We start from the raw sequence: 24583 nt of genomic DNA, 5'->3' as shown, positions 1-24583 counted from the left end.
AAATTTTGCTTTAAATTGCTGATAATCTGCAGCAGTATTTTATTGAGTAGCAGATCGTGATTCGATTGATGCAAGAAAAAGATTTAGATCGTGTTTCTGCAATTGAGGCTTTAGTTCAAACACACCCATGGTCGAAGCAGCAGTTTCAGGAATCCTTTGCCTCTTATCAATGTACGGTGTATGAGCAAGCCAATCAGGTGGTGGGTTTCTGTATTTTGCAGCCAGTTTTAGATGAAGCGAATTTATTGTTGATGGCGATTCATCCAAGTCAACAGGGCAAAGGACTTGGTTATGAATTATTAGAAAGTTCAATTCAACAATTAAAAAATAATCCGATCCAGATTTTTCTGGAAGTCCGTGAGAGCAATAGAGCCGCAATTCGTTTGTATGAAAAGGCGGGTTTTCACCAAATTGATTTGCGTAAAAATTATTATCCAAATCCCGATGGTTCAAGAGAGCATGCCGTGATTATGGTCAAGACATGCACGGATGATTTTGCAGCGTTATTTAATAATTAAATTATTCCATTCAGAGGGTAGGGTACTCATTAATGAATCGCCGAGCTGATGGATTTCATTTTCGGATAGTGGGCGATTGAGCCGACGCCATTGCCCATCAAGCAATAATTCGAGTGGCGTATATTGCGATTTATAATTCATTTTAGGTGAATGAGGCACCCAGTAGCCTAGGTATAAATAGTCTAGGTTTAATGTACGTACATATTCGATTTGTTTAAGGATCGCAAACACACCTAAAGAACGCCGTTGTTCATCTGGATCAAAGAAGGTATTGATATGTGCTGAATTAGCAGGAGACTTTCACTTGGGATATGCTAGGCAGCTAACCGATAAAAGTTCTCTGCTATTTGATTTGGCGTTTTAAAATCCAAACTCTTTTGAATTCTTCGCTGATTATAAAATAACACAATGTATTTTGTAATATCTGCTTTAGCTTCATCTCTGGTTTTATAGTTGCAATGATGCACTAATTCATTCTTGAGTATGCCCCAGAAACTTTCAATCGGTGCATTATCGTAACAGTCCCCACGTTTGCTCATTGAACCTTGAAAATCACATTTTTCCAGTATCTTTCGATATTCATGGCTGCAATATTGGCTGCCTCTGTCCGAATGAACAATTAAGCCTTTCGTTGGTTTTTGATTACGAATCGCCATAGTCAGTGCATTGCAAACAAGTTGTGCGGTCATACGCTCATTTAAGCTATAGCCAACCACTTGTTTCGTGTACAGGTCTTTTACTGCTGCCAAGTATAACCAACCTTCAGCAGTCCAAATGTATGTAATATCGCTTGACCATGCAAGATTGGGCTTAGTCATTGAAAACTGTTGCTCTAGTAAATTTGCGTAGATCGCTCGATTATGATCACTCTTCGTAGTTCTTTTGAAACGCTTATGACGCTTACAATACAGCTGGTTGAGCTTTTTTATTTGACGTACAGCATACGTACTGATTTTGATACCTTGCGCTTGTAAATGCTTAGTTAATCGAATATAGCCATAGCTTTGTTTAGTTTCCTCATGAGCTATTTTGACCAAAATTGTCTGTTGATTTCGCTGAACCAATCTTTTATTCATGCCTCGTTTTAGCCAATCATAAAATCGTGACACTGAAACGTGAAGTAATCTAGCCATAAAGCTAATCGGGAATAAATGTCTTTGCTGTTTCATATAGGCGTACCTTACTGACTTTCTTTCGCAAAGTACGCTGCTGCCTTTTTTAGAAATTCACGTTCCATTTCAGCTGTTTTGAGCTGTTGTTTGAGCTTTTTATTTTCTTCGAGTAAGGCATTTAGATCAGGTGAATATTGTTTAGTGCCTGCTAAGGTGCCAGTCTTTGCTTTATTATTCCAATTTGAAAGAGTTTGCATTGAAATGCCAAGTTGTCTGGCTGTTTCCGATACATTGCCTTGATTGGCTTCAATCAATTTTATTGCTTCAACTTTAAATTCTGCGGTGTAAGTCTTCTGTTTCTTGCTCATGGTAAACTCCTGATGAGTGTCTATAGTTTACCAAGTTAAAACCTCCTGTTTTCTCAGCACACATCATATAAACGGCTGACAGTCCATCATCCATCAAATCACAGGTTGAAACACCAATCAGTTTTTGGTCTTTCCATAGTTCAATAAAGAAACTTTCTGTGCAGCTATGGACCAGAAATTTTTCAAACTGATCCAGACTGGCAGGGTACATATCACCATCTGAGTGACGTTCATTGATGTAACGTTCATATAGGTCATAGTGTTGTTGAGTTGCTTGCGAAGTCGGCAAAATACTCATTTGCAAATCTTGATTGCGTTTCCATGCCTTTTTTTGGCTGCTATTCATTTTAAATTCTTGAACGGGAACACGACAAGATAAGCATTGGCGGCATAAGTGACATTCAGGACGATAGACAAAATCACCGCTACGGCGAAAACCAACGCGTGAAAGTTCTGACAAAGTCACCACATCGATACGATGAATTGGGTCTAGGAATACCATTCGAGCTGATTTGTTATCAAGATAACTGCAGTCGTGCGGTGGCGTAATATAGTACTGTAAGTCATTTAAAAGGGACTTGGGTTGATATGATTTCATTAATCTGTCCCTCCAAGGTGTTAATCCGTTAACCGTCTAATTTTGCAAAAACTGCTATTGTTTTACTTGAAAATACACGTTCTTGATAACTTTTCCAATTGATAGAGGGGGCAATAATTACATCTTGTAACGATTTAAGGTAGGCTTGGCGAGAAAGTGTACTCGCACCGAGGCTTAAAAGATGCTCGTTGACTAATTGGCAATCAATCCATGGCAACTGATTTTCTTGCCCAATCAACATTAAGGTATAGAAAGCCATTTTAGAAACGTCTGTTTCAGTGCTAAACATCGATTCACCGAAACAGCCTTTACCAATACTGACACCATATAATCCGCCAACTAATTTATCCTGCTGCCAGACTTCAACACTATAAGCATAACCCGCTTGGAATAATGCACAATAGCCTTCGATGATATCTTCACTAATCCAGGTTTCATTGGCATAGCTACGTGGCATTGAGCATGAGCGAATCACATTTTCAAAAGCATGATTAATCGTAATTCGATAATCGTGCTTTTTCATATTCCGAATTAAAGATTTACTTGGTTTGTAAGCATGTGGCTCGATAATGCAACGAGGTTCAGGGCTCCACCAGCAAATTGGCTCATCTTCATTGAACCAAGGGAACAGCCCATGTGTATAGGCTTCAAATAAAGTAGAAGGGGATAGGTCTGCACCAATACAAATAAATCCTTGTCCTTCAGGATCAGCTTCGATTGGATTCGGGAAAATATATTGCGAGGGTGGGAGTTGTTGCATAAGATAAAAAAACAATAAGATTGATTCTAAGCTAACTGAAGTTATAGGGAATGGCAATCATTAGCAGAGCCACTCCCTATAACAGATTAATCAAACAAACGTAAATGCTTAGCAATTTCTAATTTTTTACTGTCGAGGAAAAGTTGAGCTTTTGTTTGAATAATTTCAAGACTTTTTTCTTTGTCTGATACGGTTTTACCTTCGCTGTCCAAGACTAACCAATTGAGTTGGCTAATTGCATCCTGTACATATTGCGCAAATTCACTTGCTGATGCTAAACCATCAATGAAATGTGCACGATAAAACAGCTGATGGAAATGCTCAGTCGGAATACCAATTCCTGTAATTGGGCTAATCAGGACATTATAGTTTTGATGAAAACTCGCTTGCTTTAATAAGTAGTGATTTAAACGTTGGGATTGCTCTAAAGTTTGTTGCTTCGGGTCTAAGTTTTGGCAAGGTTGGGCTAGACCAAGGTGCGATAGAATGACTAAAGCATTGAGAATTTTTGCATAGTTGAGATCTGGCAAACTTTGTTCTAGTTCAAAAATGGTCAGTGGTTGATAGTTTTCCTTTGCAAATTTATCACCGATGGGCAGATAAATTTCTTCAATTAAATTAAAGGTGCCTAATAGTCCACTGATACTGGTTGGTAGTTGTTCCTTGGCTGTCAGTAACACAAAGGCCGTGTTGCGCAGTCGTTCTTGTGCCTGTAATGGGGTTAAGTTATTTTTACCTCGAATAAACAAGTCACGTCTAAATTGCGTGTTGGCAAAATAGTCACGGCATTGTTCTTTAAAAATAGGGTGCTCAATGGCATTCAAAAAAGCTTGGTGCTGTTCTGAAAAATTGATGTTATCGAGGTGTGTGTTTAAATCGGTTGAACCCGCATAGGACAATTTGATTTCATCCAGAATGCGGACAATTTGCTGGAAGGAAAAACATTGCCAATCTTGATTGAGGTATTCGTGAATCAAATAGTTTGGATTTTGCTGTTTTAAATCCGCGACTTTTTGTACAGCATTGGGATTGCGTTGGGCAAAAATTGGATTTTGCTTAAGTAAGTCTTCGCTGAAGGTGAGGGCTTCATTGACCTTTTGCAGAGGATTGGTACTTTTGCTATTAAACTTAAAATGGCTATGGAACAGTTCGCGAATTGGCATATTGGCAGCCCAACCGGTAACGCAGTTATAGCTGATATAGACAATACCATTGGGTTTTAAGAATTTACGAATAAATTTGAGAATAATGTGCTGATTTTCATAGCTGATCCAGCTCCAAATCCCATGTAGGCTGATCGAATCAAACATGGGGAGGTCAGAACGATTAAGCAGCTCTTCAAAACTATCATCATAGAAATAATGTTCAGTTTGGGTTTGTTCGGCCAGTTGATTGGCATGTGCTGCATGTGCTGGATTGAAGTCCGTACCGTAGAATGCAGCTTCATTACAGGTTGCGTGAATATTAATACTGACGCCTTGGCCAAAGCCAAGTTCACAATGATTATGATTTTCCTGAAAATCTGGACTGTCGATGCCATTTAAAAGTAAGCAAAACTTTTGGAAATTCGGGCTGAGGTCTCGATAATAACCGTAGGTATAATTTACTTCCGTTTGGTAGCCATTCGTCCAGGTCGTTGTCATTGATATATCCTATAGACTGATTGTTGATATGTTTAAAAAGCCGTCAATTTTTCGATTGTATGGATACTCGCAAAAAAAAACCACCAAAGATTGGTGGTTTTTTAATATTGGCCTAATTAGTTTAGATTATCGAGATATTTCTCTGCATCTAATGCTGCCATACAGCCTGAGCCCGCTGAAGTAATCGCTTGGCGATAAATACTATCCGCCACATCGCCTGCAGCAAATACGCCTTCAATAGAGGCAGCAGTTGCATTACCTGCAGTTCCACTATGTACTTGGATATAGCCATCACGCAGATTTAACTGGCCATCAAACATACCTGTATTCGGTTTATGTCCGATCGCAACAAACAAGCCTTGAACTTGGACATCTTGCGTGCTTGAATCTTGGGTTGATTGAATACGAACAGCTGTTACGCCTGTTTTGTCACCCAATACTTCATCCACTTGATGGTTCCAGATAATACTGATTTTGCCTTCTTTTTCTTTGGCAAAAAGATGGTCTTGTAAAATCTTTTCAGAACGTAAGCTGTCACGACGGTGAACAAGGGTCACATGCGCTGCAATATTAGAAAGATAAAGTGCTTCTTCAACTGCTGTGTTACCACCACCAACAACCATAACATTTTGGTTCTTATAGAAGAAACCATCACAGGTTGCACATGCGCTCACACCTTGGCCCATAAACGCAGCTTCAGATTCAAGACCTAGGTATTGTGCAGTTGCACCTGTTGCAATAATCAACGCATCACACGTGTACTCTTCCATATCGCCTTTGAGTACGAATGGACGAGTTTTAAGATCTACTTCATTGATATGATCGTAGACAATTTCTGTACCGAAACGTTCTGCATGAGCTTGCATACGTTCCATAAGTACAGGACCAGTTAATCCTTCTGGGTCACCTGGCCAGTTGTCAACTTCAGTGGTCGTTGTTAATTGACCACCTAATTGCAAACCCGCAATCAGTGTTGGCTTGAGGTTGGCACGAGCAGCATAGACTGCTGCGCTATAACCTGCAGGACCAGAACCCAAAATAATTAACCGTGAGTGACGAGCGCTCATTAAAGAACATCCTTTTTATATCAAAACTGCTAAAATTATACGTGAATCCAGAGCGGAGTGGTTTAAATCCATCGGGATAATATTGATTAACTCAATCGAATTGAGCTATATCCGTGCAGGATGTTAACAACAACAGTAAACAATCGTGCATCTTTTTTGTAAGAACGAGTGCATAATATAAAACTTATTGATTAAGGCATTTTAGGCCTTGAAAGATATTAACAAATAACGAATTGGGTTACAGGACTGTATATGACTGCGGTGTCAAGTGTTTATGCACAACGCTTTTTAATGACATTATTTTTGATTTCTTTTGGCATTTATTTATTTCTTGCCACAGTAACCTATACACCATTTGATCCGGGCTGGATGCATATTTCCAGTGATACCCAGCAGGTTTCAAATGCAAGTGGTGTAGCAGGTGCTTGGATCGCAGATTTACTTTTTGGTTTCTTGGGCTGGGCAAGTTTACTAATCCCGATTTTTTTGTTTATTGAAGCGATTCAAGTCTGGTGGCCAAGAAGCTTTTTAAACCGCCCATTTCGTTATGCTGCACAGTTTTTCTTGATTCTTTCAATTTCTAGCTTGTTGTATTTACATTGGAATACACCTGCGGATACTTTGGATAATGCAGCGGGTGGTATCATTGGTTATGAGTTAGGGCAGAGTTTATCCCAATTACTCACGATCTATGGCGCAACTTTATTCTTATTGGCTTTTAGTATCCTATTGCTGACTTTAGCCTTTGGTATTCAGTGGAATAAAACGTGGATCACACTGAAAAATACACCTGCTTATTTACAAGATTTATTCTATAAAAATGTCCCCCAGAATGAATCTGCATATGATCTGACTGAGCAATTAGCTGCTGCTGATACACCTGCAATTAAGAATAAAGTACAAACTGAGTCTGATCTTGCAGCAGATACGAGTGAAGCTAAAGCGAATCAAGTTCAAGCAAAACTGATTAAAATTGATGATTCACATCATCAGTTGATGGCTGAAAAATTATTTGCCGATGTACTTGCAAAAGAGCAGCAACAAGATAGTCAGCCAGTACAAACTGAACAGATTGAAGATTTTGAACAGACTTTACAACGTGCGCACCAGTTTGAAACGGAAAGCCAACGCTTGGTTCAAACAGGTGAAGTATGGCGTGCTTTGCAGCGTGATGATGCGAGCCATAAGCAAGAAATTGATGCATTATTAAGAGCAGCGGATGACGCTCCTCAAGCTTCAGCACAGTATGCAGATGTCGCAAGAGCAACACAAAAATCCAATCACAGTAATTTAGATTGGAATGATGATCAAATTTTTGATGAGTTGTTGGCTGCGGTACCGAATAGTAAGACGGCGACAGATTTACATACACCATTTACTCAAGAGCCTCAAGCAAATCCAAACAGTCCTGTGGAAGAAGAGTTTGAGGCCGATATCGAAGCACTGATCACTGAATCTGCGAGACCAACAGTTGCACAGTCGCATACAGTTGCTCCTGTCCAGAATATCACGCAAGATGAGATACATCGTGCTGTTGCAGAGGATATGGATGATTTCAGTGATCTTATGGTCGAAGAAGAGCGTGAACAGGCTTCACCACGAACGACCAGTTATGCGCAATCCTCTGCTTTTGTAAAAGCACCGATTGAAGTTTCAACACCAACACAAAAAGAAACCCTGTCTAAAGAAGCCTTTATCGAAGCATGGCAAGAAACGGCAGGTAAAGCTGATCCAGATGCAGATTTGGATATTGAAGATGATTTTGACCTAGATGCACCTTTAACGGATGCATTTGGCCGTCCAATGTCACGCGCCATGCAAGTGGCGCAAAAACGCCGTGATCTACCGACTTTACCGGGTCTGGAATTGCTGGATGAAGTTGATCCAAACAAAAAGGTCAATTTTACCGCTGAGCAATTAGCACGTCTTTCTGAGCTTTTAGAGATCAAACTACAAGAGTTTAATGTGAAGGCTCAGGTGGTCGAAGCCCAGCCGGGACCAGTCGTAACACGCTTTGAACTCGATCTTGCACCGGGTGTAAAGGCTTCTAAAGTGACCAATATTTCACGTGATCTGGCACGTTCAATGTCGATGGCTTCGGTTCGTGTGGTTGAAGTGATTGCAGGAAAACCATATATCGGAATTGAAGTGCCGAATAGTAGCCGCGAAATGGTACGGTTGATTGAGTTATTGAAAACGCCAGCTTTTGAAGACCCTGCGGGTTTGCTCTCTATGGCGATGGGTAAAGACATTTCAGGTAATCCTGTAATTACTGACCTTGGTAAAGCGCCACATATGTTGGTTGCGGGGACCACAGGTTCTGGTAAGTCGGTTGCAGTGAACTCGATGATTTTATCGATGTTGCTGAAATATACACCAGACCAGTTACGCTTGATTTTGATCGATCCAAAACAGCTTGAACTGGCTAACTATAATGATATTCCACACTTGTTAACGCCTGTTGTGACGGACATGAAAGATGCCGTCAGCGCGCTAAATTGGTGTGTTAATGAAATGGAACGCCGTTATAAGCTGATGTCATTCCTGAAAATTCGTAAACTCAGTGACTATAACCGTAAGGTCGAAGAGGCGATTGCCAATGGTGAAGATTTAATTGATCCAACGTGGAAAGCCAGCGATTCAGTTGTCGGTGAACGTGCACCGCGTTTGACGCCATTACCGTCGATTGTGATTGTTGCCGATGAGTTTGCTGACATGATCATGCAAGTCGGTAAAAAAGCCGAAGAAATGATTACTCGTCTGGCACAGAAATCGCGTGCAGCAGGAATTCATTTACTGCTTGCAACGCAACGCCCATCAGTCGACGTAATTACAGGTTTAATTAAAGCCAATATTCCAACCCGTGTTGCATTACGTGTAAACAGTAAAATTGACTCACGTACTATTTTGGATGCGGGTGGTGCAGAGGACTTACTGGGTCATGGTGATATGTTGTTCCTTGGTCCGGGTAAAATCGAGCCTGAGCGTGTGCATGGCGCCTTTATTAGTGACGATGAAGTGAACCGTATTTGTGATGCTTGGCGTGAACGTGGTGAACCTAATTACGTCGATGAAATCCTCACCCCATTTGATGAAGAGTCAAGCTCACGTGGTTTTGAAGATGGTGATGGTGATCCAAGTCGTGATGCGCTGTACGATCAATGTGTATCGTTCGTTTTAGAGACACGCAAAGCATCGACTTCATCGCTACAGCGTAAATTTAGCTTGGGTTATAACCGTGCCGCTCGTATTATTGATCAAATGGAAGAGAATGGCATCGTAAGTTCAATGGGTGCCAATGGTAAGCGAGATATTCTAGTTTAATCAGAATTATTTGCTAAAAAGCCTCTAGTCATAGAGGCTTTTTTATTTGTAGAAGAATTTGGATTTGATTAGACTCGAGTAAAAAGACCAATCAGGATTAATAGCCAACACAAAGAACCAATTGCAACGATAATGATATGTCCAGCCCCGAGTTTTTCTTGACGAATTGCATTGAGGTCTGTGGATTGGATTTTTGCATAATTAAATGCGACAAAAGCAGGGATTAAGAAAATGAAATCGAATAGGGTAATTAACCAATAAGGATCAGGCAGATAGTAGGCAAATGCCACTATTAGATAGCCAATGAACATCCATATGGATGAGAACGACCGCGTATAGCCATTTTCTTGGGCATAGTCCTGAATCTTGTTAAACAGCGAATATAAGAAGAAGATTGAAAAAATGGCACGTAAGGCAGGCATAATGTTTAAATTATCTTTGATTGCGAAGAATCGCCATGCTTTAAACATCCACCAAATTTGATATAAGCCAAAAGAAGTGATGGATAAAATGATAAATTGTTTCATGCTGATAATTCTCAGATCAGCAAGATGGTGTTTTGTTGGAGGCGATTCAATTAAATGATTGTTCGTGTTTGTCATTGTCTTTCTTGGAAAATAGAATTGTCTTGATCTTATTTTAATTTAATAAATTACAATTGGTTATATCGTGGTTCTTAGATAATGCCACATCATTAAGATCTGATAGCGATAGCTTAGATAAATCATATGGCATTATTGGAGGAAGTAATTAGGCAAATTTTGCCAAGACTTCCAAGAAACCATCTTTTTGGCGTGGGAACTGTGCAATCACATCATGAATGCGTTGACCTTCAGGATTGGTTGCATTGAGATCACGACCATCAGCCAAAAACTGGGTAATTAAGCGTTCATAGTCATTTGGACGCATATGTTTGAATGCATGATAGAGCACATGAAAGTCAGCATTTACGCCAGTTGGAGGAAGTTGGTTAAGGTAGGCAAACACACGCTCATCTGACCATTCTTCATTGAAAGTTGCTGGCTGTGATAATGCCATGACAATCTCCTCAGTCTTATAAAATAATAAAGGCAAAATACTTGTAGTGGCGAAAAGTCATACTTTCCAGATCCACCCGCGTATTCTGCCTTTATTTGCGAAAAATCGCTAATGAAAAAACTTCTATCGATCTTCAGGTAAATTGATATTCATTTCTAACATTTCGATATTTGCTTCTGAACGAACCTGCATTTGAATATGCTGTTCATCCACACCACGAACATAACGACTCACCACCTGCATGATTTCTTTTTTCATTTGGTCGATTTTGTCTTGGCCTAGGCGACGACCTAAACCTTGTTCAGAGGCAACAATTACCTTTAAACGATCTTTGGCAGTTTGTGCACTTGATGGCTTTTCATCACTGCTAAAAAGTTTACTCCAGAATCCTGCCATAATTACGCTCCAAATAGTCTAGCTAACCAACCTTTTGGCTGTACTGCAATGTGTCGATAAGGACGGTCTTCGCCAAGGAAGCGAGCCACTAAGTCATCATAAGCTTGTCCAGCTTTTTCTTCTGTATACAGAATCACTGGTTTACCTTCGTTTGATGCTTGAAGTACGCTCGGACACTCAGGGATGACACCCAAAGTTGGCACACGCAAAATATCTTTCGAAATATCATCGATTGTAAGCATTTCTTGTTTATCAGCACGCTCTGGGTTAAAACGTGTAATACATAAGTGCTTACGGATACGACCTTCGTTTTGTTCAACTTTTTTGGTCTTGCTGTCCAGCATACCAATAATACGATCTGAGTCACGTACGGATGAAATTTCAGGGTTGGTTACAATGATTGCTTCATCAGCATGATACATTGCTAAAATCGCACCACGTTCAATACCCGCAGGAGAGTCGCAGATAATGTAATCAAACTCTTGAGAGAGTTCATCAATGACACGCGCAACACCTTCATCGCTCAAGGCATCTTTATCACGTGTTTGTGATGCAGGGAGAATGTATAAGTTTTCAATCTCTTTATCACGGATAAGTGCTTGCTGTAAGCGTGCTTCATTATTAATCACATTAACGAAATCATAAACTACGCGGCGTTCGCAGCCCATGATCAAATCTAGATTACGTAAACCTACATCGAAATCAATCACAACAGTTTTATGACCACGTAGGGCTAAACCTGTTGCAAAAGATGCGCTTGTTGTAGTTTTACCTACACCACCTTTGCCTGACGTTACGACAACAATTTTGGCCACCGAATCCACTCCTATTTATGGTCATACGCCCCTAAAAGGGCTTATTTGGTGCTTTTAAAACTCAATTAAATAAATTAAAACTGCAAGGCTTCAAATTCAAGTTCTTGCTTGTTATTTAAATAAATATGTACAGGCTTTTTGATCATATCTTTTGGAATATCATCTGCTACACAATAAGTCCCTGCAATAGAGATTAATTCTGCTTCGAGCGAATGGCAGAAAATACGTGCCGCAGTTTGCCCACCTGCGCCTGCAATGACTCTACCACGAGCATTGCCATAAATGTGAATATTTCCAGATGCAATTACTTCTGATCCACTATTCATGCCAGCATTTAAGATAATATCGCCCTGATCTTGTACCAAACATTGGCCTGTACGCAAAATCTCATCATGATAAGAGGTGATATACGCATTCGATGTATTTTTTTGTGGTGTTTGTATTGCAGCATTATCCACTGTTTTTGCAGGGGCATGGTCAACCACCTGTTCTTTGGATGCCTTGATTCGCTGTAAGGGCTGATCGGCAGGGAGAACAGGAAATTGAATCGCACGAGCTTCATCACCCAAAATGCCGTCAATGACGGCCATCGGTTGTAACCCTAAATCAATTAAAAGCTGAATTAAAGCAATCAGCTCTTGTTCAACGGTACTATCAATAATGACGAGTGTTCCGATATAAGAACCTTCATTCAGTGTATCGCTAAGTTGCTGTCGGATTGCATTATGGTCATTTGTGTCGAAAGTCAGTCGACTAAAATTCACCATTCTGCCCGTAATCCGTATATCAGCCATAATTTATCCTTCAGGGCTTTTTAAGCGCTCTATTGTGTTGAAGCGTGTTGTAAATAAAAGCAAATGCTAGAACAAATTACACGAATTCTCTAGCTTGATTGGTAATTTTTCTTGTAATCATTCTGCTTTTTTATCCAATTGATCATATTCTTGCAAAGTTTGCTGCCATTGCTTTACTTTTACTTGTTTTCGAATCGCTTCAAGGCTTTCAAATACCACTGATTCGACCAATTCTTCTAAGTACTGATTATCAATATTTAGCTCGCTGACTTTTTCTGCAATGAATTGATAATTTTCATTCGGTCTTTGAGCTGAACCTGACGTAAAGGGTTCAATTAAGCCTGCACTAATATTTTCACCTAAGCGTTGTCCAATACTTTGTATTTGTTGTTCGATTCGGCCACCTACAATCGGAATCAAGCGTAATAATTGCGTCAGTTCAGGCGTATCTTCAATTGCTTGATTGACAATGACACCTACTTTTTGAGTAATCACGGGTTGTTGTTGCTGTAAAGCAGTTGCTAAAGATTCCTGCAACATTGATGAAAGCGTTACGGTAAACAATTGTCGATGATGATCAACCAGATCATGGATAATTTTTTTATGGCTTGAACTGGTTTCAAGTTCATGTCGGATACCATCAATGACTGTGATGACAACACGATCAGAAAGCTCCTCCATCACGACACGATAGTAAAACAGAGCTTTGACTCGAATCCCATCTGGTACGACCTTATAGCCTAGTTCATGCAGTCGGTAGGCGATAATTCCCGCACGAAATAGTCGTAGGAAACGGAAATGCGGAATAATCGCAATGATTTCGTACCAATGAATAAAGGGAAAGAACCACCAACGTGCATGATGTTTTTGTACGATTGAAAGAAACCAGCGAATAGATAGTTCCGCAATCAAAAAGATGATAAACCAAGCTTCAGTAGTAATCACCCAAGGGTGTAAATACGTTCGATAGAAATCAAGTACATTTGTGAGGTGAATGGTATTAAAAAACCATGCACCAATATTACTCATCAAGAAAAAGTTCATGCCTAAGCAGAACAAATTAAAAACAATAATAAACACCATGAAAATGTCATAGACAAGGAACAGCTTGAAGAACTTGCTGCTCGGATTGACATAGCTATATTTAGAGTTTTTTCCTGAGTCCTGCTGGGTCATGTTTCTACTCAATCCCTAATGAGATTATTGATGATACTTGGATTTCATTTGTGTAATTAACTGATCTTTTTCAGTCCAGATTTGATCGACCCATTTTTGGAAACGTTCACGATAGACAGGATCATCCTCATAATTACCGCCGAGTACCCAGTCTGGAATTTCTATTTTACGTAAATCGACGGCAATACGTGATACATCTCCCAACCAGAATTCGCCATAACCGGGTGCACCATCAGGATACACAATAGTCATATCGACTAATGCATCAATTTGATCACCAAGAATACTGAGCGCCAAGGCCAAACCACCCGCTTTGGGTTTGAGGAGATTTTGAAAAGGGGATTGTTGTGCAGCATGTTTTTCAGCAGTAAAGCGAGTACCTTCTAAATAATTTAATAATGTAAAAGGTTGACTAAGCAACTGTTCACAAGCTTTACGTGCTTCAAGCATATCTCGTGATTTTAGCTCTGGATTTTTGGCAATTTGTTCTTTGCTATGACGTTTCATCATCGGGAAACCCAATATTTTGAAGGCTTGCCCCACAAAAGGAATAAAAATAAGTTCCCACTTGGTAAAAAAACGGGTGAGTGGCATACGGGTTAAACCGAAATACTGATTTACTGTGGTATCGACCCAACTTTGATGATTACACATCATCAAGTATCGCCCCTGCAAATTAAGATCAAGTTGCTCATCAATACTGATGTCCCATTCTAAATTTGGCAGAACATGGTCAATTAACCAGTTATTTACCCCTAACCAACTGTTGGTAATTTGAATATTTGTTTCATCTACTTTTGCAGATTGTTTAAATAATTTGGTGAGACCTAGAGCAAGTACTGGCGGACCATGAAAGAAGGTGCTGCCTGTAATCACAGAACTAACGGTTAATCCTTTACTGACTTTTTGCAATAGGGATGCTTTTTTATTAGCGGTAGCCATAAATCGAACCTTGAGTGCATATGTTTGAAAAAAGAGATGTTCCAACTATAAACAACAGATGTTGAAATACAACTGTATATTTTGAGTTATTGACATTTTTTATATATTCAAAAAGGGACATCTGTTTTTTTATAGATAAAATGTGCAGACTATCTTGTCAAGGTTACTTATAAATTGCATGATTTAATTTTGTGATATGGGTCTCATTGTTGTTTTATTATGCGATGGATATAACAATGAAGAAATTGTGTTGCTTCGATCAAGTAAAATGCATCAAAATATTACAAAACTATAAATAAAGTGTTTATTATTAACAAAAAATCAATGGTCTAGCGCCATTTTCTCATTCATCATTTGTGCAGACAACAAAATACATAGACAGGAGCAACGCAATGCGTGCATTAGTAATTTCAACACTCGTAGGGGCTGGATTAGTACTTTCTGGTTGCCAAACAACAGGTAATAACATTGGCGGCGTTGAGTATGACAAATCTGCTTTAGGTGCATTAATTGGTGCAGCTGCGGGTTATGGTGTATCTAAGGGTAACGCAAACTCAAGTAAGCAAAATAACCGTGCTGCGGCAATTGGTGCAATTCTCGGTGGTGCTGGTGGTTTATACCTCGACAACAAAGAGAAAAAATTACGTGAGCAAATGGCGGGTACTGGTGTAGAAGTCGGCCGTAACCCAGATGGTTCTGTACAATTGATCATGCCTGGTAGCATTACGTTTGATACCAACAAATCAAACATCAAACCTAACTTCTACGGTACTTTGAATAAAGTAGCGCAAACTTTAGGTGAAGATAACAAGAGTGCGATCCTTGTAACAGGTTATACAGATAACACAGGTAATGACTCAATCAATATCCCATTGTCTCAAGCACGTGCTCAATCAGTTAAAAACTATTTAGCTGGTCAAGGTATTGCTGGTAGCCGTATTGATGCGCAAGGTTTAGGTTCAGCTAACCCAATCGCTTCAAACACAACTGCTTCTGGTAAAGAGCAAAACCGCCGTGTTGAAATCAGCATTTATGCAAAACAGTAATTCTTACTGATTTAAAGAAACCACCTTCGGGTGGTTTTTTTATTGCATATAAATATAGACGACAAGCTATGGCGTACTATTTGTGTAAGACATCATAATTTATACATATCCCTAGATTTACTATTGGGATTATAAAACAGAGATGTCTATAATTGTGCTCGAAAAATCAAGCTCGGAAACGAGAGAGGTATAACCGATGTCATCTGCCAGTCAACTTAATGACAAGCAACTTGAGGCCATGAAATATGTTCAGGGGCCATTGTTGGTACTTGCAGGTGCAGGTTCAGGTAAAACCTCTGTAATTACCCGAAAAGTTGCCTTTTTAGTGCAGCAATGTGGTATTCCTGCCTATCGTATTACTGCAATGACTTTTACCAATAAAGCGGCACGTGAAATGAAAGAGCGTGTTGGAAAGCTGCTGTCACGTGAAGAAGCGAAAGGGCTATCGGTTTCGACTTTCCATACTTTCGGTTTAAATTTACTCCGTTTAGAATTAAAACATTTACCGCTTAAAAACAATTTCTCGATTTTAGATGCCGATGACTGCAAACGAATCTTGATGGATTTGATGCAGCGTGACAATTTATCAGGTGCTGAGAGCAAAGAGCTGTTAGCCAAGGTGATGAAGAAAATTTCAGATTGGAAAAATGATCTGATCGTCCCTGAACAAGCACACTCAACTTGTGAAACCGTTGAAGATGTCCAGTTTGCACATCTGTATCAGCTCTACGAGCGTAACTTACGTGCCTATAACGCCGTAGACTTTGATGACTTGATCGTGATGCCAACACGTTTGCTTCAGGAAAATGCTGAAGTCCGTGACAAATGGCAGAACCGCGTTCGTTATTTATTGGTGGATGAATATCAAGACACCAACACTGCGCAATATACCCTTGTTAAGCTTTTAGTTGGGGTGATGGGGCAGTTTACCGCTGTAGGTGACGATGACCAATCCATTTACGCTTGGCGTGGTGCAAAGCCTGAAAACATGGCGTTGCTGAAAGATGATTTCCATAATCTCAAAGTGATTAAGCTGGAGCAGAACTATCGTTCAACCAGTCGTATCCTAAAAGCGGCCAATGCTGTGATTGAAAATAATCCGCATATTTTTGATAAGAAATTGTGGAGTGATAAGGGTCACGGCGAAACCATTCGTGTCATCACCTGTTTGAATGACGATGATGAAGCGGAACGTGTGGTGAAAGATCTGATCACACATAAGCTGATGAATGGTAAAAACTGGAAAGATTATGCGGTGCTGTATCGTGGTAACTTTCAAGCCCGTGTGATTGAAACCCAACTGCGTCAGATGCAAATTCCGTATAAGTTGTCAGGCGGACAGTCTTTCTTCGCGCGTGCCGAAATTAAGGATGTGATGAGCTATTTACGTCTCATCATTAACCCTGAAGATGACAGTGCCTTCTTACGTATTATCAATACGCCAAAGCGTGCCATTGGGCCTGTTACTTTAGAAAAATTGGGTTTATTTGCACAAGAAAATACCTTGTCTTTGCTTACTGCGTCATCAGACCAACGTTTAAGCATGGTGTTACCGAAAAAAGCTGCGACTCAATTACATGAGTTTGCTGATTTTATTGCGACATTTACGCGAGAGCTCTTAGATGATGATGCACCAATGCCGAAAGTGCGTCAGATGATCAATGAAGCAGGTTATATCGATTATATTCGAGAACAGGCTGCGACCCCTGCACAAGAGAAGACCAAACTCGACAGTATTGAAAGCTTGTATAGCAGTATTCAAAATCTATTGAATCGTACTGATGATGTGGATGAGAAAAATATCGAAAGCGTGATTCGTAAACTAGTGCTGTTGGATATGCTCGAACAGCAACAGGAAGAAGAAGATACCGATAAAGTGAATTTATTAACCTTGCATGCGGCAAAAGGTTTGGAGTTCCCTTATGTGTATATGATTGGCTTGGAAGAAGAGCTATTACCACATAAGAACTCGATTGCATCGGAAACGGTCGAAGAAGAACGCCGTTTAATGTATGTAGGTATTACTCGCGCCCGTCAAGGTTTAACACTGACCCTTGCTGAGCAGCGTAAAAATGGTGGACAAATGCGTCAAATGACGCCAAGCCGTTTCTTGGACGAGATGCCACAAGATGATTTGGAATGGCATGGTCGTAAAAAGAAACTGGCGCCAAATGTTGATCCAAAAGAACAGGCTCAGCAGTACCTTGCGAATTTGAAAGCATTGTTGAAAAGATAGTTTTGTGAAGCAATATATTTTTATCGCTTTTCTATCATTGCTGTTTTTTAGTCAAACTGTAGCAGCAGAAGAAACATATTTTACTGCAAAAGGTTTTGAAGATGGAAAGGATTTAGTATTTCGTGGTAAATATGCAGAAGGTGTTGTTAAGTCGGATTATCCATATTTATTAAGGATTTATTGGTCATATTTTGATGTAAATAATAGTGGAATGCCTGATGCTTCAACCATGGATTCACAATTTGAGTTCGAAGAAGATATTTCAAAATTAGATACCAATGGTTTAGGTCATCTAGTTTTAGTTGCAACTGGAAATTCTAGAAAAGAATGGGTTTTGTATGTAAAAAATCCGATTGTCTGGCAAAAGAAACTCAACCAAGTTTTAAAGGATAAGCAAACTTATCCACTAAAAATAGTTGAGACTTATCAACCAGATTGGGATTTATATTCAGATTTTATGAAAAATTTGAAAGATTAGCTGATTACATATCTTTTAGTCTTCAGAAGTCGTAATTTTATATTTGAAAGGTTAGGTTTATGAAAGTCCAAGTTAAAGTATTAGATGCACGTTTAGGTCAAGAGTGGGCTTTGCCTTCTTACGCAACGACTGGTTCAGCAGGTTTAGATTTACGCGCATGCTTAGATGAAGCGATTGATATCGCTGCGGGTGAAACAGTTTTAGTGAAAACAGGTTTGGCGATTTATATCGAAGATCCAAACTTTGCAGGTTTAATTCTACCGCGTTCAGGTTTAGGCCATAAACATGGTATTGTGTTAGGTAACTTAGTGGGTTTGATTGATTCTGATTACCAAGGCGAGCTCATGGTATCGGTTTGGAATCGTGGACAAAACAGCTTCCGTTTAGAACCAGGTGAGCGTTTAGCACAATATGTATTGGTTCCAGTGGTACAAGCAGAGTTCGAACAAGTGAGCGAATTCGTTGCGACTGAGCGTGGCGCAGGTGGTTTTGGTCATACTGGAAAACAATAAGCTTTTTCAGTAGTTATAACTTTAAATGCAATGTTTTGCTGAAAAACGTTGCATTTTTCATATTGATTGTTGCCTTGATATATATTACAAAGCAGCTGACTAATTATTTTAATTTTTCTGAATAAGGGTTAATTAATTTCTTAATAGTTTCTGCTTTTTTTATGGATCAAATGATTATAAAAATAGGGGCTTACAGTGAATATACAACATACATTTCCGCTGAATATTTTCCGTGCTTATGATATTCGTGGAAAGCTAAGTAATTTAACGCCAAATATTATTAGCCTAATTGCTTATGCTTTAGTTTCGCAATATAAAAATGCTGAACAGACACACGTGGTGATTGGTTATGATGCACGTTTAACCAGTCCGACTTATGCCAATATCATCCAAAATATATTCGAAAAACAAGGTTTACAAGTCACTAATATTGGTTGTTGTTCATCACCGATGATGTATTACATTGCCCGTGATTTTGGCGGCAATGGTATTATGGTGACAGCAAGCCATAATCCGAAATCGGATAATGGGATTAAATGGATTTTAAAAGGTGAGCCACCGACACCAGAAACCATTCAACAGGTGGGGCAGTATGCACAGACTTCTTTGAGCAATATTGAGGATTTCTTGCATTCAGAAAATACTGCACACCAAATTGTTGCTCAGTATTGTTTGCAGTATCAGCATTCATTGATTAGTGACATACAGTTAGCGCGACCATTAAAAATCGTTCTAGATGGACTACATGGTTCTGCAGGGCGTTGTGCAAAACTGGTTTTAGAAAAACTAGGCTGCGATGTGATTGCTTTACGCTGTGAAGCCAATGGACATTTTCCTGATCATGCGCCAGATCCATCTCATGCTGAGCATTTGAAGCAATTACAAGTCGCTATTGTTGCCGAGAAAGCCGATCTCGGTATTGCGCTGGATGGTGATGGGGATCGTGTCGTTTTACTCGACGAGAATGCACATATTATTAGTCCTGATCGCTTATTGTCTTTATTTGCGCAGATGTGCTTACAGCAGCATCCACATAAAGAAATCGTCTTTGATGTGAAGTGCTCACGTATGGTAGCGGACACCGTGCAGGGGCTGGAAGGTCAAGCGAAAATGATTCGTACGGGTAGTAGCTTCTTACGTGCTTATTTATCGCAATCAAAAGGCACGGCTGTTTTTGGCGGTGAATATGCGGGTCACTATGTCTTTAATGATGGACGTGGTTTTGGCTATGACGATGGTTTATACGCAGCTTTGCGTGTGATGGAATATTTAACCCAATCCAATGCAACAAGTCTGTCTGAGTTATTGGCAGCTTACCCTGAACGTTATTGCACAGAAGACACATATATCAGTACCCATGATGCCAATCCTAAGCAAGTTTTAAATGATATTGAAATTTTAAGTCATCGTTTAGGCGCCCGTTTAAGCAAAATTGATGGTGTAAGACTTGATTTTGACGATGGATTTGGCATTATTCGAGCATCAAATACTGGTGAATATTTTACCGTCCGTTTTGATGCTGATAATCAGAACCGATTAATTGAAATTCGTCAAAAGTTTGTTTCTATGTTGCAAAACCAATATCCAAAGATTGCACAAGAACTCGCACAGGCCTAAAAGGAGAGACGCATGCCACACGAGCATATCGGCATTGATAAAGCAAAAATTTTGATCGAAGCTTTGCCGTATATCCAACGTTTTGCAGGAAAAACGTTGGTTGTAAAATATGGTGGTAATGCGATGACTGATCCTGAATTGGAAAGTTCATTTGCCCGTGACATTGTGTTGTTAAAGACCGTTGGTTTAAACCCGATTGTGGTACATGGCGGTGGTCCACAAGTAGATTCATTATTAAAACGTCTTGGACAAGAGTCTGATCGTATTGATGGCATGCGCGTAACCGATCAAGCAACCATGGAAGTGGTTGAAATGGTGTTGGGGGGAAGTGTCAATAAATCGATCGTGAATCTAATCAATAAGCATGGCGGTCGTGCCATTGGTTTAACTGGTAAAGATGGTAATTTACTGCGTGCACGTAAATTATTGATGGAAAAGCAGGAAGCTGACGGCTCTATTTCGCAAATTGATTTGGGCATGGTCGGTGAAGTGACTGGTGTCAAAACCGATGTACTGGAAATGTTTACCCAAAGTGATTTCATTCCAGTAATTGCACCATTGGGTGTGGATGAAGAAGGCAATACCTATAACATCAATGCGGATCTTGTGGCGGGTAAAGTTGCAGAAGCACTTGGTGCTGAAAAGCTGATTTTACTGACCAATATCACAGGTGTATTGGACGAAAATAAAAACCTATTGACTGGTCTAAGCACACAAGAAGTTGATCGCTTGATCGAAACAGGCGTGATTTATGGCGGTATGATTCCGAAGGTCGGTTGTGCGCTTGATGCGGTTAAAGGTGGTGTTGTAAGTGCGCATATTGTTGATGGTCGTGTACCGCATGCAAGTTTATTAGAGATCTTCACCGATCATGGTGTCGGTACACTCATTACCAATCGTGCCAAACATTAATTCATCCTATTGATTTAAAAAGAGACCTCAAGCAGGTCTCTTTTTTGTCATGACCTGTTCATGTTTTAGTCATCGCAATGTCATTTAAGCAATTTAAGGTAGATCTAGTCATAAGGAGCTTTCATTATGCTAGAAAAATTAAATCAATATCGCCAGACATTGACTTTACCCTTACGCCACAAGCCAGCTCAAAATCAATTCCGTTTTGAATGGGTGGATAATTTAAAAGAATTACAAGAAGTACAACGCTTTAGAGCAACGCAATTTAGCCATCAGTTTGGTATGCGTTTTGAAGATGGTTTAGATCAAGATCTCTATGATTTTGGTTGTGAACATGCAGTGTTACGTGAAAAATGGACAGGTGAAATTGTCGCTTATACCCGTCTTAAATTATTCCAAGGTTATGAAATCGGGCAAAGTTATAGTGCTCAAGAGTTTGAAGTTGTCCCGCATTTATCTCATTTACCAAGTATCTTAGAAATTGGACGTACTTGTGTGCATCCTAAATTTCGCTCGGGTAAAGCACTATCAATGTTATGGTTGAACTTGACCCCTAAAGTACTGTGGTCAATGCGTGCTAAGTACTTAATGGGCTGTGTCAGTATCCATTTGGATGATAACTTAGCACGTGCCTATTATACGCACCGTCAGATCCAACAGTTGGGTGATCATCAAACTATCGATATCCGCTCAAAACGTAGCTTTGAACCAGAACGTCCTGACTATAGTTTTCCACAAGATGAACGTATGCCAAAACTGTTTCAGACCTATTTGGGAATGCAATCGAAACTATCAAAACAAGCATTTTATGATGAAGATTTTAAATGCTTGGATTATTTCGTTTTCCTTGAAGTGAATAAGATTGCGACCTCTTTCGTGATGAACAAAATGGTGCAACGGTAGTAAGGTTTTGTTGATACTACAACCATGCATTACGTTATCGGCTAAAACAACATAATCAATGCATGAAATACCTACTATGATGGCTCTTATCAAGTTTCATACTGACTGTTTAGGGTTGTTTTAGTCATAACCCTATGGGACAGGGAAATTTTTTGCCGCTACGTCGTTATGTCTTGTTCATTTAGAGTCACTAAATTTTACAAGCCCTGCCTCGTATCAGCTAAAAATATCCTCTGTCGCAAGCATCTGTGTAATATCAACAGAACCTCTTATCATTCTTAATCTAATAGTGAGCACATATTGAGATTTACAAGGCATCTCTCCCTCATGCACAATAGGCGTAGATGTTAGATAGTTAAAAGATATGTGCCAGCTATTAGGAATGAATTGCGCCACCCCGACAGATATTACTTTTTCTTTTCGTGGGTTTTCACAACGCGCAGGGGTGACCTCTGATCATTGTGATGGTTTTGGGATCGCTTTTTTTGAAGATAAAGCTTGCCGCTTATTTGTGGATAATCAATCTGCGGTTGAATCTCCTATTGCTGATTTAATCCGTAATTATCCAATCAAGTCTCGCAACGTCATTGCACATATCCGTAAAGCGACACAAGGTAAAATCAACCTCGAAAATTCACATCCCTTTTTGCGTGAGCTATGGGGGAGACATTGGATTTTTGCGCACAATGGCGATTTACATGATTTCAAACCTGAGTTAAGTGGCCGTTTCGAGCCGGTAGGTAATACCGATAGTGAACTTGCATTTTGTTATTTATTAGATCAATTCGTTGAAGCCTTTGGCTATATCGAACCTAGCCTAGAAGAAATCTTTGCACTGTTACAGCAGATTGCCCCGCAGATTGCAGAGCATGGTACATTTAATTTCTGTCTTTCTAATGGTAAAGCCTTATTTAGCTATGCGACCACTAAGTTGCATTGGCTCGTGCGTGAATATCCATTTCAGCCTGCACATTTAATTGATCTTGATGTAGAAGTCGATTTTAGTCAGGTCACCACACCAGAAGATCGCGTTGCAGTGATCACGACAGAGCCGTTAACACATAATGAAGCATGGACAGCATATCAAGCAGGGGAAATGATTTTATTTCAGCACGGTAAACCGATTCTGCATGCCTTAACACGAGTTGAGCGCTTAATCCGCGAAGCAGAAAATCCAGCTTTAAAACGCGTGACCAAAGCAGACCAGTATTGAAGTTGTTAAATGGATAAAAATGAATTCACCATTAGAGCTGTTTTTTGAAACTTATTTAAATGTGAGCTGTGGCGATAGTCAGGAGTTTTCAAACGTTATTGGCAAGTTCTAAGCTGATTGCTGGAATACATTTATCTACACTCGCTGAATTTAAACGAAATTATGGGCGGAATAAGGATTTATCTGATTTAAATTTAATAGCAAAATCTCAAAACAATAAATAAGACTATTTTGCTTGGATTTTTTTAATTTTAAAATTATTTTCTATAAAAATTAGATAGATATTTTTTCTTTTTGGTTAAAAAATACTTGAGTGTTTTGATCGGTTAAAATATTTAAATAAATATAAAACAAGGGTTTAATTTGTTTTCTTTATCAATAGTTAAAATCTGACAAAAATGCTGTGTTTTTATTTGATTGCTTTGCCGATATTATATCCTTATTCAATAAATCAAATATGGTTTGGGGTTCGATATGGGTATGAAATGGTCTGTCGAATATAATACAGGAATCGAGGTGATCGATGATCAGCATCGTCGTATTCTAGATTATATTAATGAAATTGATGAATTAAATGAGGGTGATGATCGGGAAAAATTAAAAGGTATTTTGGATAATATCATTGATTATACTCAATCCCATTTTACCTTTGAAGAAAGCCTACAAGAAGAAGCAAACTATAAATATCGTGTACCACATAAACGTGTACATGACTTATTTATCAAAAAGATAGAGACTTATCGTCAGCGTTTTGAGTTGGGGCAAGAAATTGATAGTGAACTGCATGAAGCGCTATCAAAATGGTTGATCAACCATATCCGTCATGATGATGCGGATTATGTGGGTGCTGTAAAAGAAAATATGATTGGAATCATTAAAGAAAATGAAAAGAAAAAAGGGAAAAACTGGTTCTCTCGTTTCTTCTCATAATAATAAGACAATAATAAAAGACCCCTTATGATAAAAAATAATAAGGTGTGGTATGAGTGAACATAAGGGGTCTACTTAATAATATAATAATTCGTGCGCAGCAAATCATCGTAAGGTGATTTGCTTCTTTCTTTCGATATCTTTTGTTTTGATTTTCAGGCGTGAGAAAGGCAAAATAGATTGAA

The 24583-nt window shown here is 39.3% G+C and carries 22 protein-coding genes and 2 pseudogenes; 11 read left to right on the top strand and 13 right to left on the bottom strand.

What is annotated here, in order from left to right; all coding sequences use genetic code 11:
* Positions 1-56: 56 nt before the first annotated feature.
* Positions 57-518: a ribosomal protein S18-alanine N-acetyltransferase gene (rimI, locus tag F896_RS05420; protein WP_212750008.1), complete on the top strand. Its 462-nt coding sequence runs from the start codon at positions 57-59 to the stop codon at positions 516-518.
* Here the strand turns inward: rimI and F896_RS05425 are convergent.
* The 6 genes and pseudogenes from F896_RS05425 to trxB all read right to left on the bottom strand — a co-directional run.
* Positions 504-794: pseudogene (locus F896_RS05425) on the bottom strand (arginyltransferase); the annotation flags it as partial. The gene rimI and the pseudogene F896_RS05425 sit on opposite strands and share 15 nt — an antisense overlap.
* A 38-nt stretch (positions 795-832) precedes the next feature.
* Positions 833-1998, bottom strand: a protein-coding gene (locus tag F896_RS05430) for an IS3-like element ISAba21 family transposase (protein ID WP_085940850.1) whose coding sequence is annotated in 2 segments (ribosomal slippage) — positions 833-1740 and positions 1740-1998 — 1167 coding nt in all. Because the reading frame shifts where the segments join, the coding sequence is not laid out codon by codon here.
* A gap of 1 nt (position 1999) precedes the next feature.
* Positions 2000-2596, bottom strand: a pseudogene (locus F896_RS05440) (arginyl-transferase family protein); the annotation flags it as partial.
* A 28-nt stretch (positions 2597-2624) separates the two neighbouring features.
* Complete coding sequence (aat, locus tag F896_RS05445) at positions 2625-3356, bottom strand: leucyl/phenylalanyl-tRNA--protein transferase (RefSeq protein ID WP_016164495.1); 732 nt, start codon at positions 3354-3356, stop codon at positions 2625-2627.
* An 86-nt stretch (positions 3357-3442) separates the two neighbouring features.
* A complete protein-coding gene (locus F896_RS05450; RefSeq protein ID WP_004805151.1) occupies positions 3443-4999 on the bottom strand; it encodes a methyltransferase regulatory domain-containing protein in 1557 nt (518 codons plus the stop codon).
* A 116-nt stretch (positions 5000-5115) separates the two neighbouring features.
* Positions 5116-6066 (bottom strand): thioredoxin-disulfide reductase, encoded by a 951-nt coding sequence (trxB, locus tag F896_RS05455; RefSeq protein ID WP_004805153.1) that lies wholly within the window; start codon positions 6064-6066, stop codon positions 5116-5118.
* Positions 6067-6318: 252 nt separating this feature from the next.
* Between trxB and F896_RS05460 the strand changes: the two genes are divergently transcribed.
* Positions 6319-9390 (top strand): DNA translocase FtsK, encoded by a 3072-nt coding sequence (locus F896_RS05460; RefSeq protein WP_016164494.1) that lies wholly within the window; start codon positions 6319-6321, stop codon positions 9388-9390.
* Positions 9391-9458: 68 nt separating this feature from the next.
* On the opposite strand, the gene F896_RS05465 is transcribed toward F896_RS05460, so the two are convergent.
* The 7 genes from F896_RS05465 to F896_RS05495 form a co-directional block, all read right to left on the bottom strand.
* Positions 9459-9992 (bottom strand): hypothetical protein, encoded by a 534-nt coding sequence (locus tag F896_RS05465; protein WP_032882304.1) that lies wholly within the window; start codon positions 9990-9992, stop codon positions 9459-9461.
* Positions 9993-10140: 148 nt separating this feature from the next.
* Positions 10141-10428 carry a PA4642 family protein gene (locus F896_RS05470; RefSeq protein ID WP_005150979.1) on the bottom strand — a complete coding sequence of 96 codons (288 nt, stop codon included), beginning with the start codon at positions 10426-10428 and terminating at the stop codon, positions 10141-10143.
* A 123-nt stretch (positions 10429-10551) separates the two neighbouring features.
* Positions 10552-10824: a cell division topological specificity factor MinE gene (gene minE / locus F896_RS05475; protein ID WP_004655180.1), complete on the bottom strand. Its 273-nt coding sequence runs from the start codon at positions 10822-10824 to the stop codon at positions 10552-10554.
* Between the two features lie 2 nt (positions 10825-10826).
* On the bottom strand, positions 10827-11639 hold the full coding sequence (minD, locus tag F896_RS05480) for a septum site-determining protein MinD (RefSeq protein WP_004805162.1): 813 nt from the start codon (positions 11637-11639) through the stop codon (positions 10827-10829).
* Positions 11640-11713: 74 nt separating this feature from the next.
* Positions 11714-12433: a septum site-determining protein MinC gene (gene minC / locus F896_RS05485; RefSeq protein ID WP_016164492.1), complete on the bottom strand. Its 720-nt coding sequence runs from the start codon at positions 12431-12433 to the stop codon at positions 11714-11716.
* A gap of 117 nt (positions 12434-12550) precedes the next feature.
* A complete protein-coding gene (locus F896_RS05490; RefSeq protein WP_016164491.1) occupies positions 12551-13609 on the bottom strand; it encodes a hypothetical protein in 1059 nt (352 codons plus the stop codon).
* A gap of 24 nt (positions 13610-13633) precedes the next feature.
* Positions 13634-14551: an acyltransferase gene (locus tag F896_RS05495; protein ID WP_016164490.1), complete on the bottom strand. Its 918-nt coding sequence runs from the start codon at positions 14549-14551 to the stop codon at positions 13634-13636.
* Positions 14552-14943: 392 nt separating this feature from the next.
* Here F896_RS05495 and F896_RS05500 point away from each other — a divergent pair, with 392 nt between their 5' ends.
* From F896_RS05500 to F896_RS05540, 9 genes are all read left to right on the top strand, one after another.
* Positions 14944-15597, top strand: coding sequence for a YiaD family glycine zipper/OmpA-like lipoprotein (locus F896_RS05500; protein ID WP_005150975.1), 654 nt, complete (start codon positions 14944-14946; stop codon positions 15595-15597).
* Between the two features lie 196 nt (positions 15598-15793).
* Positions 15794-17833, top strand: coding sequence for a UvrD-helicase domain-containing protein (locus F896_RS05505; protein WP_016164489.1), 2040 nt, complete (start codon positions 15794-15796; stop codon positions 17831-17833).
* Positions 17834-17837: 4 nt separating this feature from the next.
* Positions 17838-18311, top strand: coding sequence for a DUF695 domain-containing protein (locus F896_RS05510; RefSeq protein WP_016164488.1), 474 nt, complete (start codon positions 17838-17840; stop codon positions 18309-18311).
* A 59-nt stretch (positions 18312-18370) separates the two neighbouring features.
* Complete coding sequence (dut, locus tag F896_RS05515) at positions 18371-18823, top strand: dUTP diphosphatase (RefSeq protein WP_016164487.1); 453 nt, start codon at positions 18371-18373, stop codon at positions 18821-18823.
* Between the two features lie 195 nt (positions 18824-19018).
* Positions 19019-20440 (top strand): phosphomannomutase/phosphoglucomutase, encoded by a 1422-nt coding sequence (locus tag F896_RS05520; protein WP_016164486.1) that lies wholly within the window; start codon positions 19019-19021, stop codon positions 20438-20440.
* 12 nt (positions 20441-20452) lie between these two features.
* A complete protein-coding gene (gene argB, locus F896_RS05525) occupies positions 20453-21352 on the top strand; it encodes an acetylglutamate kinase (RefSeq protein WP_004655163.1) in 900 nt (299 codons plus the stop codon).
* 126 nt (positions 21353-21478) lie between these two features.
* The gene (locus F896_RS05530; protein WP_016164485.1) at positions 21479-22255 is read left to right on the top strand and encodes a GNAT family N-acetyltransferase; all 777 of its coding nucleotides are present in this window, start codon (positions 21479-21481) and stop codon (positions 22253-22255) included.
* A gap of 364 nt (positions 22256-22619) precedes the next feature.
* Positions 22620-23468: a class II glutamine amidotransferase gene (locus tag F896_RS05535; RefSeq protein WP_032882301.1), complete on the top strand. Its 849-nt coding sequence runs from the start codon at positions 22620-22622 to the stop codon at positions 23466-23468.
* Between the two features lie 474 nt (positions 23469-23942).
* Positions 23943-24398, top strand: a complete 456-nt coding sequence (locus tag F896_RS05540; RefSeq protein ID WP_016164483.1) for a bacteriohemerythrin — start codon at positions 23943-23945, stop codon at positions 24396-24398.
* Positions 24399-24583: the final 185 nt, after the last annotated feature.

Origin of the sequence: Acinetobacter genomosp. 15BJ (assembly GCF_000400715.1) — a bacterium.
Taxonomy (GTDB): domain Bacteria; phylum Pseudomonadota; class Gammaproteobacteria; order Pseudomonadales; family Moraxellaceae; genus Acinetobacter.
The sequence above is the reverse complement of the archived record's forward strand: the minus strand, read 5'-3'. Positions and strand labels throughout refer to the sequence as shown.

Coding starts and splice junctions, on each gene's coding strand:
- F896_RS05460 (WP_016164494.1), top strand. CDS start 6,319: ATGACTGCGGTGTCAAGTGTTTATGCACAACGCTTTTTAATGACATTA.
- aat (WP_016164495.1), bottom strand. CDS start 3,356: ATGCAACAACTCCCACCCTCGCAATATATTTTCCCGAATCCAATCGAA.
- minE (WP_004655180.1), bottom strand. CDS start 10,824: ATGGCAGGATTCTGGAGTAAACTTTTTAGCAGTGATGAAAAGCCATCA.
- argB (WP_004655163.1), top strand. CDS start 20,453: ATGCCACACGAGCATATCGGCATTGATAAAGCAAAAATTTTGATCGAA.
- F896_RS05490 (WP_016164491.1), bottom strand. CDS start 13,609: ATGACCCAGCAGGACTCAGGAAAAAACTCTAAATATAGCTATGTCAAT.
- F896_RS05540 (WP_016164483.1), top strand. CDS start 23,943: ATGGGTATGAAATGGTCTGTCGAATATAATACAGGAATCGAGGTGATC.
- F896_RS05495 (WP_016164490.1), bottom strand. CDS start 14,551: ATGGCTACCGCTAATAAAAAAGCATCCCTATTGCAAAAAGTCAGTAAA.
- F896_RS05505 (WP_016164489.1), top strand. CDS start 15,794: ATGTCATCTGCCAGTCAACTTAATGACAAGCAACTTGAGGCCATGAAA.
- dut (WP_016164487.1), top strand. CDS start 18,371: ATGAAAGTCCAAGTTAAAGTATTAGATGCACGTTTAGGTCAAGAGTGG.
- F896_RS05465 (WP_032882304.1), bottom strand. CDS start 9,992: ATGACAAACACGAACAATCATTTAATTGAATCGCCTCCAACAAAACAC.
- trxB (WP_004805153.1), bottom strand. CDS start 6,066: ATGAGCGCTCGTCACTCACGGTTAATTATTTTGGGTTCTGGTCCTGCA.
- F896_RS05470 (WP_005150979.1), bottom strand. CDS start 10,428: ATGGCATTATCACAGCCAGCAACTTTCAATGAAGAATGGTCAGATGAG.
- F896_RS05450 (WP_004805151.1), bottom strand. CDS start 4,999: ATGACAACGACCTGGACGAATGGCTACCAAACGGAAGTAAATTATACC.
- F896_RS05535 (WP_032882301.1), top strand. CDS start 22,620: ATGTGCCAGCTATTAGGAATGAATTGCGCCACCCCGACAGATATTACT.
- F896_RS05500 (WP_005150975.1), top strand. CDS start 14,944: ATGCGTGCATTAGTAATTTCAACACTCGTAGGGGCTGGATTAGTACTT.
- minC (WP_016164492.1), bottom strand. CDS start 12,433: ATGGCTGATATACGGATTACGGGCAGAATGGTGAATTTTAGTCGACTG.
- F896_RS05530 (WP_016164485.1), top strand. CDS start 21,479: ATGCTAGAAAAATTAAATCAATATCGCCAGACATTGACTTTACCCTTA.